At 61.2% G+C, this 10,033-nt stretch carries 10 protein-coding genes; 1 reads left to right on the top strand and 9 read right to left on the bottom strand.

Annotated features, from left to right (window positions below; translation table 11 throughout):
* Positions 1 to 24 precede the first annotated feature (24 nt).
* A complete protein-coding gene (locus tag ABCS64_RS12255; RefSeq protein WP_418892173.1) occupies positions 25 to 387 on the bottom strand; it encodes a response regulator in 363 nt (120 codons plus the stop codon).
* A gap of 123 nt (positions 388 to 510) precedes the next feature.
* Entirely contained in the window at positions 511 to 870 is a 360-nt protein-coding gene (locus ABCS64_RS12250; RefSeq protein ID WP_418892222.1) for a response regulator, read from the bottom strand.
* A 294-nt stretch (positions 871 to 1,164) separates the two neighbouring features.
* Between ABCS64_RS12250 and hemL the strand changes: the two genes are divergently transcribed.
* The gene (gene hemL / locus ABCS64_RS12245) at positions 1,165 to 2,466 is read left to right on the top strand and encodes a glutamate-1-semialdehyde 2,1-aminomutase (protein WP_418892172.1); all 1,302 of its coding nucleotides are present in this window, start codon (positions 1,165 to 1,167) and stop codon (positions 2,464 to 2,466) included.
* Positions 2,467 to 2,482: 16 nt separating this feature from the next.
* On the opposite strand, the gene corA is transcribed toward hemL, so the two are convergent.
* From corA to ABCS64_RS12210, 7 genes are all read right to left on the bottom strand, one after another.
* Positions 2,483 to 3,787: a magnesium/cobalt transporter CorA gene (gene corA / locus ABCS64_RS12240; RefSeq protein WP_418892171.1), complete on the bottom strand. Its 1,305-nt coding sequence runs from the start codon at positions 3,785 to 3,787 to the stop codon at positions 2,483 to 2,485.
* Between the two features lie 226 nt (positions 3,788 to 4,013).
* Positions 4,014 to 4,730: a monofunctional biosynthetic peptidoglycan transglycosylase gene (mtgA, locus tag ABCS64_RS12235; protein WP_418892170.1), complete on the bottom strand. Its 717-nt coding sequence runs from the start codon at positions 4,728 to 4,730 to the stop codon at positions 4,014 to 4,016.
* On the bottom strand, positions 4,727 to 5,545 hold the full coding sequence (aroE, locus tag ABCS64_RS12230; RefSeq protein WP_418892169.1) for a shikimate dehydrogenase: 819 nt from the start codon (positions 5,543 to 5,545) through the stop codon (positions 4,727 to 4,729). The genes mtgA and aroE overlap by 4 nt, the downstream gene beginning before the upstream one ends.
* Positions 5,546 to 5,583: 38 nt before the next feature.
* Positions 5,584 to 6,504 carry an energy transducer TonB gene (locus tag ABCS64_RS12225; RefSeq protein WP_418892168.1) on the bottom strand — a complete coding sequence of 307 codons (921 nt, stop codon included), beginning with the start codon at positions 6,502 to 6,504 and terminating at the stop codon, positions 5,584 to 5,586.
* A 10-nt stretch (positions 6,505 to 6,514) separates the two neighbouring features.
* Positions 6,515 to 8,539: a ribonuclease catalytic domain-containing protein gene (locus tag ABCS64_RS12220; protein ID WP_418892167.1), complete on the bottom strand. Its 2,025-nt coding sequence runs from the start codon at positions 8,537 to 8,539 to the stop codon at positions 6,515 to 6,517.
* Between the two features lie 7 nt (positions 8,540 to 8,546).
* Positions 8,547 to 9,122 (bottom strand): YqiA/YcfP family alpha/beta fold hydrolase, encoded by a 576-nt coding sequence (locus tag ABCS64_RS12215; RefSeq protein WP_418892166.1) that lies wholly within the window; start codon positions 9,120 to 9,122, stop codon positions 8,547 to 8,549.
* On the bottom strand, positions 9,123 to 9,944 hold the full coding sequence (locus ABCS64_RS12210) for an undecaprenyl-diphosphate phosphatase (protein WP_418892165.1): 822 nt from the start codon (positions 9,942 to 9,944) through the stop codon (positions 9,123 to 9,125).
* Positions 9,945 to 10,033 lie beyond the last annotated feature (89 nt).

Here is a 10,033-nt window from a genome sequence, read left to right as displayed (position 1 = left end):
AATCGATAAAAAGCGTTGGACGGTTCAGAGGGCGGCGATCTTGCTGAGCAGTTCGGTGCCGTCGACCGGTTTGGTCAGATAGATCAGTGCGCCTTGGCGCAGCCCCCAAATTTTGTCGGTTTCCTGGTTTTTCGAAGAACAAATGATGATAGGAATGTGCTTCGTCTGTTCGTTTCTGCTCAGCGTACGCGTGGCTTGATAACCATTAAGGCCAGGCATGACGACGTCCATCAGAATCAGGTCGGGAAGTTCGCTGTATGCCCGGGCGACGCCTTCTTCACCGTTTTCTGCCGTGATGACCTGATAACCGCTGCGATTGAGAATTTCCGTAAGGATGTAGCGCTCAGTGGGCGAGTCGTCGATGATCAAAATTTTTTTTACGGGCATACGTGACTCCAGAAACGTGCTTGTGTACTTGTGCCGGTGAGATGGGTCAAGAAATACGGGACTGTACGGATCTTTTTTTCAATGCGCTTGGGCGGATGATTAAATTGAATGCGTTCGATAAGCTTAGGTGGCCTGGGCAGTAAATGCGGCGACCGATTGCAGAAGACTATCTTTCGTGAAGGGTTTGGTCAGATATTGGTCGGAGCCGACCATGCGCCCGCGTGCCCGGTCAAACAGGCCGTCCTTGGAAGACAACATGATGACGGGCGTATTTCTGAAACGCGGGTTTTTCTTGATCAGCGCACACGTCTGATAGCCATCGAGGCGCGGCATCATGATGTCGCAGAAAATGACATGGGGGCGGTGATCGGCAATTTTTGCCAGTGCGTCGAAACCATCTTCTGCAAGTACGACCTGATAACCCGACTGCACTAGAAAAATTTCAGCGCTGCGACGAATCGTATTGCTATCGTCAACAATCATGACTTTGACGTCACCTGGGTTCAAGGCTTCTGCCAATTTTGTGCTCCAAGATTTCCTCGCGCTGCCCAATACGGACGCGCAGCATTGTTTTATGTGCGGATACTGGTTTATGACACTATACAACACAACGCGGGTAGATAAAACAGTGTATGCCTATCGGTTGATTGCAGGCGATGAGCGGATTGACGTTATTCGGCATCTCTTGGGCGCAGCGGGCCGCTTCCGGCCGAGCATCCGCCCGTTTCGGGTAGAATCGTTGCAATGGATTTCTGGATTTTTTGATGGAGCGCCGCCATGTCCGACCGTAATACAACCTTGTTTGAGCGCGCCCGCCGACATATTCCCGGCGGTGTCAATTCACCCGTGCGCGCTTTTCGCTCGGTGGGCGGGGCGCCGCGTTTTTTCGTCAGCGGAAACGGCGCGCGCGCCACGGATGTCAATGGTGACGAATATCTCGATTACGTCGGCTCGTGGGGGCCGCTGATTCTCGGCCATGCCCATCCGGAAGTCGTTGCCGCCGTACAGGCCGCTGCCGCCGATGGTTTGTCGTTCGGCGCGCCGACCGAAGGTGAGGTCGAACTGGCTGACCTGCTGTGCCGCCTCGTCCCATCGATGGACATGGTGCGCCTCGTCAGCTCCGGTACCGAGGCGACGATGAGCGCCATCCGGCTGGCGCGCGGCTATACGGGGCGCGACCTCCTGGTCAAGTTTGAAGGCTGTTACCACGGCCATTCCGACAGCCTGCTGGTCAAGGCCGGCTCGGGGCTGTTGACCTTCGGCAATCCCAGTTCCGGCGGCGTGCCGGCCGATGTCGCCAAGCATACGATGGTGCTTGATTACAACGACGCGGCCCAGGTCGAGCAGGCTTTTGCCGCGCATGGCAACAAGATTGCCGCCGTGATTGTCGAGCCGGTTGCGGGCAATATGAATCTCATCGCCCCCGATCCTGCATTTCTGACGACGCTGCGCGCGTGTTGTACGCAGTATGGCGCCGTGCTGATTTTCGACGAGGTGATGACCGGGTTCCGTGTCGGGCTGGAATGTGCGCAAGGCCGCTATGGCGTAACGCCGGACATGACCACCCTCGCCAAGGTCATCGGTGGCGGTATGCCGTTGGGCGCATTTGGCGGCCGACGTGACATTATGGAAAAAATCGCGCCGCTGGGGCCGGTTTATCAGGCGGGCACCTTGTCCGGCAATCCCTTGGCCGTGGCGGCAGGTTTGGTGACGCTGCGCCTGATCCAGGCGCCCGGTTTTTATGCCGATCTGAGCCGGAAAACGGCGGATTTATGTTCGGGGCTAAGCCAGCTTGCCCGGAAGCACGGTCAGGTATTTTCGGCACAGTCGGTCGGCGGCATGTTCGGCCTCTATTTCCGCGCCGAGTGCCCGCAAAATTACGCCGACGTGCTCGAATGCGATACTGCGGCCTTCAGCCGTTTCTTCCACGCCATGCTGGCGGCAGGCTATTATTTTGCGCCGTCTGCCTATGAGGCGGGCTTCGTTTCGGCGGCGCATACAGATGCCGATATTGCCGCCACGCTGGCGGCGGCCGACGCGGCGTTCGGCAGGTTATCCAGCGCGGGGTGCTCTGCCTGAGCCGGCACGGACAGGCTTAACGCAGCCAGCCTTTCCGGTTAAAAAACCAGAAGGGAATGGCGATGGAGCAGATCATCAGCAACAGGGCGAAGGGATAGCCGTACTCCCATTCCAGTTCGGGAAACCAACCCTTGAAGTTCATGCCGTAGATGCTGGCGATCAGCGTCGGCGGCAGCATGGCGACCGAGGCGACGGAAAAGATTTTGATGACCTTGTTCTGGTTGATGTTGATAAAACCGACCAGCGCATCCATCAGAAAGTTGATTTTTCCGAACAGGAATGAGGTATGGCCGTCCACTGATTCGATGTCACGCAAAATCTGGCGGGCGTCCTCGACCTGGTCGGCGTTCAGGATTTTGCCGCGCATCAGAAAGGAAACGGCGCGCCGAGTATCGTGCACATTGCGCCGAATGCGGCCATTGAGATCTTCTTCTCCGGCGATATCGGCGAGAATCTTGGCGGCGTCGGCATCGCTCAGTTCGTTGCCCAGCACGTGCTGGCCGGCCTCACCGAGCGAGGCGTAAATGTCTTCGAGTGCATCGGCGGAATATTCGACATCGGCCGCATAGAGATCGAGCAGCACATCCTTGCCGTCGGTGACGTAGCCGGGCTGGGTGCGCGCGCGCAGCCGTTGCAGGCGGAAGACCGGCAGTTCTTCGGGGCGAACGGTGAAGAGCACATCCTGATGCAGAATCAGCGCAACGGCGACGTTGCGCGATTCTTCTTTGGTGTCGAGCAGGAAATCCGAGTGCAGGTGGATTTCGCCGCTGTCCATGACGTAGAAACGCGCGCTGGCTTCCAGGTCGGTCAGATTGCTCGGATTGGGCAGAACCACACCGAAGAAGCGACCGACCCAGGCGCGGATTTCCGGCGTTGGCGCGACCAGATCGACCCAGATCGGCTTGAGCGACTTCAAGTCATACGGCGTGTTGACGTTGATCTGGTTGAGGCGGCCGTTACGCAGCTCGAATGCCGTGACGGAGGTCTTTTCATTGCGCAGGTGGCTCTCGCAGATCAGGTCTTCGCGGATGTCGTCGGAGAGAATTTCGAGAATGGCCTCGCCGCGTTCGGCGCGCACTTCGTTCCATACCAGCAGCCGGTCTTCGGGCGCCAGAGCCTCAATGGCGGCAGCGATATCGGCCAGTGACATCCGTTCGAGCAAGGCATGCAGGCGTTCGGCGTATTGTCCGTATTCCGGGGTTTCGGAGGGTTCCGGCGAATACGGATCCTGTCGCGGTTCAGAGTTTTCGGCGAGCTTTTGCTGGGCCAGCAGTTCCGAAATGGCCTCCAGATCATTGATCGACAGTTTTTCTTCGCTCATCGGAGCCTCCTCTATCGCCAAGTCGCCAAAGGCGAAGTGGAATCCATGAAGCGGCGTTTCTGCGCCCGCCCCTGTGCGGTGGGCTGCCCGCAGCGTTATTTCAGGTTCCACGGTAGTTGGATCGGCGGCGATTTTAGCATGTATGTAGGGCGCATACGCTGGGCCCTGTTGACCGGCGGTGGCCTGAAACGCCCGTAAATCGCGGGCTTCCGCGCGGCCGCCGCGCCTAAGGAATCGGCGCGGCGGACATATGCCGGCGGATGGATTCGCTGCGTGCGGCCAGCATCGGCGATGTGCGGTGTGTGTTGAAATAGCGTGGTCGCGGCACCATGGCGGCCAGCCGCGCCGCCTGTTCCGCCGAAAGTTGCGTGGCGGAAACGCCAAAGTAGTGCCAGGCGGCCGCTTCCGCGCCGAAGATGCCGTTGCCCCATTCGATAACGTTGAGATAAACCTCCAGGATGCGGCGCTTGCTCCACGTCGTCTCGATCATCAGCGTGATGACGGCTTCCTGGGCCTTCCGCCACAGCGTCTTATCCGGCGTCAGCAGCAGATTCTTGGCCAACTGCTGGCTGATCGTCGAGCCGCCGGCGACGATTTTCCCCCGCCGCCGGTTGCGCGCCAGCGCCTTTTCGATGCCGTCCCAGTCGAAGCCGTCGTGCTGCATGAAGCGGCTGTCCTCGGCGGCGATCAGCGCGCGTTTGAGGTGCGGCGAAATACGTTCGTAATCAACCCAGCCTTGCTGCAATGTCGCCTTGGGATCGTTGGCGCGCAGCGCGTCGAGTCGGAGTTCCATGAAGCGCGTCATGTCAGGGTTGATCGTGCGCCACCAGAGCACCCAGCCGAACAGCCAGCCTTCGTAGAGCAGCACGAGCGTCAACACGGCGAGCAGCGCGCGTTTGAACCAGCGGACAAGGGTAAGCAGGCGTGTCGTGCCGCGGCTCATTGCGCCGCCAGCAGCTGTGTCATGACGGGACGGCAGTCCGGGCGCACGCCGCGCCAGACAAAGAAAGATTCCGCCGCCTGACTGACCAGCATGCCCAGGCCGTCGGCATAGCGCGCCGCGCCCTGCTGTTCGGCAAAGGCGCGAAACGGCGTTTGCGCCAGCCCGTACATCATCGCGTAAGCCAGACTGCCGGCGGCGAACAGCCCGATGGGCAACGGCGGCATGAGGGCGTTCAGACTCGCCGACGTCGCGTCGATGACCAGGTCGAACGAGTGCCCGTCCAGTTCGTCGTAGCCGCAGCCGGTGATGGCGCCCTGCGCGGCAAAACGTTCGGCCAGCGCCTTGGCGTTGGCGACGGTGCGATTGGCGATGGTCAGGGCGCGCGGGCGCTGCTCAAGCAGCGGGCCGCAGACGCCGCGCGCCGCGCCGCCAGCACCGAGCATCAGGATGCGCGAGCCGGCGAGGAAGACGCCGAGGTGGTCGATGAGATCGCGCACGAGACCGGCGCCGTCCGTGTTGTCGCCGAGAATTTCGCCGTTGCAAAAGCTCAGCGTATTGACTGCGCCGGCCAGCGCCGCGCGCGGCGTCAGGCGCGTGGCAAGCCGCCAGGCCGCCTGCTTGAACGGTACGGTGACGTTGGCGCCCTTGCCGCCGGCGGCGATGAATGCCCGTACAGCGCCCGCGAAATCGTCGAGCGGCGCGAGAATGGCCTCATACCGGAGATCCTGCCCGGTCTGTTGGGCAAAGGCGGTATGGATGCGCGGCGATTGGCTGTGGCGGATGGGGTTGCCGAAAACACAGTATCGATCGGTCATGGCAGTCTGGAGCCGGCGCCTGGCGGCAAGCTTCCGCGTTATTGGGCTTCCCGCGACTCGAGCTGGTTGCCGCGGGTAAAGGTCAGCGTGCGGGCGAAGCCAAAGTTATCGAAGCGCTCGTCTGCGCCTTGCGGAATCGGGCCGTAGGGGGCGCCCATGGTGACAATGCGCTGGGCGGCTTTGTCCAGGACGGGGCTGCCCGAAGATTTGCGGATTTCAACCTCTTGGTAGAGCGCGCCGTCTTCCCGCTTGAGAACGACCCAGACAGTGACCGAGCCATAGACTTTGCCCTTGGCGGCCGAGGGGTAGTTCAGCGTGCCGATGCGTTCGACCTTGCGCTTCCAGGCGTCGAGGAAAGCGGCCTGCGGATAGTAGCTGGCGCGCGTGCCGACGGTTTTTAAGCGTGGGCGTTTGTTGTAGGCGTCGACGCTGCGGGCGATCTCGCCTTGCAGTTTGGCCATTTCCAGCGCGCGGTTAGCCAGGTCGCGGCCGCTGATCGGCGCGGCGGCCGGCGTCGAAGGCGCTTCCGCTTCTTTTTCCGTCTTGGCCGGCGGCGCAATCGGCTTGCTGCGTGTGCGCGTCAGCAAACGTTGCTGGCGCGCTTCCAGTTCCTGGACTCGTTGCTGGGCCTGCTCCATGTCGTCGCCGGTTTTTTCTTCGCTTGAGGCGGGGAGCGGCGTTTTAGCGCGGCGGTCCTGGTCGGTATCGCCGCCACCATCAAGGTTGGTCTGCGCCAGTGCCTGGGCGTCGGTCGGCCGCCGTGCGGATTTGCTGTTGACCAGAATGATTTCCAGCGCATTGTTGCGGAAGGCGCGTGAAGCTTCCGGGTAGGTGAAGTTGACCGCCAGCGCCAGGGCGTGCAGGACAAATGATGCGCCAATGCCAAACCATAGGTACGGGTTGGCGCCTGGCTGCTGCCAGGGCGGTGTGAACGTGGGTTCTTGAGGCGCGGTTTTCATATCGTTCACTTCAGACGTCTGCGGTTTCCATGAGGAGTACGGGAGGTTTTTGCTGCTCCCATGTCGTTTGTTCGGGTGACGGTGGGTCGTCTATCGTACTACCCGTGTCGTGTTCGTCTTGTCTCGCGCCGTTGGATGGCGTTTCCAGGGTCTCGCGGTAGCGGCAGGTCAGCGCCAGCGTTAGCAGGTCACTGGAGTCGATGTCGAGGCGAACGCGGCTGCCGGGCGGAAGCGCCGGTAGCGAAGCGATGCGCTGGAGCAGCGGCAGGCCGTCGAGTTTGACGAGTTCGTCGCGGCGCACGGTGGCGTCGATCGTCGTGCGCGCTTCCTGATGCAGCCAGCGTAGGCACCAGTAGCGTTCCATAGTGCGCTGGAAATCGGCATAGGCGGCATAGGTCAGTTCGAAATCGCGCAAGGCGGCATAGAGGAGATCGGATTTGGGCTTGAACGGCGGCGGATCGCCGCGCAGGCAGGCGATCAGCTGCCACTGGTTGAGCAGATCGACGTAGCGGCGCAGCGGCGAGGATGACCAGGCGTATTGTGCGACGCCAAGTCCTTCGTGCGCCTGTGGCGCCGTGGTCAAGCGGACTTTGCCGGCGCTTTGCGCGCGGTAGATGGCGGCAATGCCATTGTCTGCGAACAGGTTTCCCCATAGGCTGTTAGCGACGATCATCAGTTCGGAAACCAGCGTGTCGAGCGGGCTGCCGCGCGGCCGCTCGGTGATTGTGACGCGGCAGGCCTGCGCATCGGCGAGGTCGCCTTCGATGTGGAACGAATAATCGCGATCTCCCTGTGCGGCGGCGGTTTTTCCGCGCCGCGCCAGACAAGCCTGCGCCAGTTGCCAGAGTATGCTCAGCTCGCTGGCGAAAGGAAAGTCGTCCAGCCCGGTGGCGAGCATCTGCGCATTGAACAGGGGTTCCAGATCGTGATGCCGCAGATTGGCGACGACAGGTACGCGCTCGATGCGCGATTCGTGCGCCGTAATCGAGAAATCCTGTGCAACGGTGAGATACAACGAGAGCGTCGGGCAGTCGTGCCCCTGGCGCAACGTAAAGCGTTCAACCAGCGCATTGGGCAGCATGGTGATCTTGTCGCCCGGCATATAGACGGTGGAGAGGCGTTCGCGCGCCAGCGCGCCGAGCGGCGAATCGGGCGCGAACCCCAGACCCGGCGCGGCGATGTGAATGCCGACGCGCCAGCCGCCTTCCGCCAAGGGCGTCAGCGAGAACGCATCGTCGATTTCGGTGGTCGCCGCATCGTCGATGGAAAAGGCGCGCACATCCGCGCGCGGCAGCGTTTCCGCCAGGGCGGCAAGTGAGGCATCGACGGCCTCAATTTCGGGCTGTGCCGCAGGGAAGCCGACGCCGCGCGGGAAATATTCACGAAGAAAACGGCGCAGATGGTAGGCGTATGGCGAGGGAATTGCGCCGCAACGCGCCAGCAAGCATGTCGGTGACAGTCCGGTCCGGGCGCAGGCGGCTTCGAGTGCCTTGGTTTCGCTGCGGTTGCGGTCGGGCTGGTAGAGCAGCATATCGAGCAGCGGCGGGAATTCGGGAGGCAAGGTGAAGGCGGTGAGCTCGTCCGCCATGCGTTCGATGGCCAGCGCCTGCTGGCGTTTCTTTTCCAGACCGGCAAGCGCGGCGGCCAGGATGTCCGGTGGCGCCTTGCGGAAGCGTCCTTTGCCTTTGCGGTGGAAATAGATCGGCGCGGCATGCAGGGCAAACAATAATGCCGCGGCTTCGGTGGCGCTGGCCTTGCTGCCGTTATCACCAAAGTATTCGTCGGCCAGTTCGGCAAAGGTAAATTCGCCTTCGCCCGCGCATTCCCAGAGAAAGGGCGTATCGATGTCGGCGGCCAGCGCCTCGGCTTGGCCCAGCAGTTCGCCCGGCGCGGGCGTCTGGAAGCGCAGCAGAACGTTGGCCGCTTTGACCTTGAGGCGCTTGCCGGATACCGCTTCGACCTGCAACGAAGTGTCGTTGTCGGTCATGACGGTGGCGGTCTTGAAACTGCCGTCCTCTTCGAACAATACGTACATCGGAAAATTATAACCCGCAGAATTCAAGGAGTTGCGGCACCATTTCAGGGAAACGGGTGAAGCTGTGGTCGCCGCCTTCAAAGACGGCCTGCTTGCATCCCTCGTAGCGTTGGACGGCTTTACGGTAGTCGAGCACCTCATCGCCGGTTTCGACCATCAGGAAGTAGCGTCCGGGCGTAATTTTAGGTGCTTCGAGCGCGCGAAGCTGGGCAAGATGCGCTTCGGTGAATTCAAAGGGGGCGCCGGTGTGCAGGTTGGTTTGCGGGCCGAGGTATTTTTCCAGCGAAGCCGGCGCGGCGACGGCCGGATTGATCAGCGCAGCGCGCAGCAGATGTTTTTCCGCCAGCCAGGTGGCGTAATAGCCGCCGAGCGAGCTGCCGATCAGCGTTAAGGGGCCGACGCGGCTTTCGATGATCGCTTCGGCCTGCGCGATGGCTTCGTTGGGTACGGTCGAAAGCGCCGGGCATATCAGCCGGTAGCCCTGACCGCGTGCCTTGAGAGCGTTGGACAGTTCGCGGACTTTCCAGGATGCGGGGGAGGAAGCGAAGCCATGCAGGTAGAGAATCGAAGACATTGAGGACATTTAGGCGCTCCAGGCAATCAGGTCGAGTTGCCAGGTCAGCAGCACGATGCAGCCAAACGCGATGCGATACCAGGCAAACGGAGTGAAGTCGTGGCTGGAGATAAAGCGTAATAACCAGCGCACACAAAGAAAAGCGGAAACAAAGGCGCTGATAAAGCCAACGCTCCACAAGCCAATGTCGTCCAGGCGCACCAGCGCCCAGTCCTTGTAAAGTTTGTACAGCGTCGCGGCGAACAGCGTCGGAATGGCGAGAAAAAAAGAGAATTCGGCGGCGGCGCGGCGCGATAGCCCCAGAAACAGGCCGCCGATAATCGTCGCTCCCGATCGTGACGTCCCAGGGATCAGCGCCAACGCCTGCATGCAGCCCAGCTTGAGGGCGTCAGTGGGCGAGAGGTCGTCGACCGATTCGATGCGTACGCGATGCGGGCGGCGTTCTGCCCACAGGATGATGAATGCCCCGATGATAAACGCCAGTGCCACCGGCAGCGGCTGGAAGAGATAAGCCTCGATCGTTTTCTTGAAGAGCAGGCCGAGAATGGCGAGCGGCAGAAAGGCGATGAACAGGTTGAGCGCAAAGCGCTGGGCGGCGCGTTCGCGCGGCAGGCCGGTAAGCACCTGGGCGATTTTTACGCGGTATTCCCAGCAGACGGCAAGAATGGCGCCCGACTGGATGACGACCTCAAATAGTTTGCCGCGCGCGTCGTTGAAACCGAGCAGATCGCCGGCAAGGATCAGATGGCCGGTCGAGGAGACCGGCAGGAATTCGGTCAAACCTTCGACAATGCCAAGAATCAGCGCTTGAATGAGCGAGACAAGTTCCACAAAAAATCCACGAAAGATCCGGAAAATCCGGCGGCGCCCGAGAAAACGGCTGCGGGCTTGGAGAGAATTCCCCCATTGCTTTAGCTGTC

Origin of the sequence: Dentiradicibacter hellwigii, from assembly GCF_041770905.1 — a bacterium.
Taxonomy (GTDB): domain Bacteria; phylum Pseudomonadota; class Gammaproteobacteria; order Burkholderiales; family Rhodocyclaceae; genus Propionivibrio; species Propionivibrio hellwigii.
This window is presented reverse-complemented; position numbering and strand designations above follow the sequence as displayed.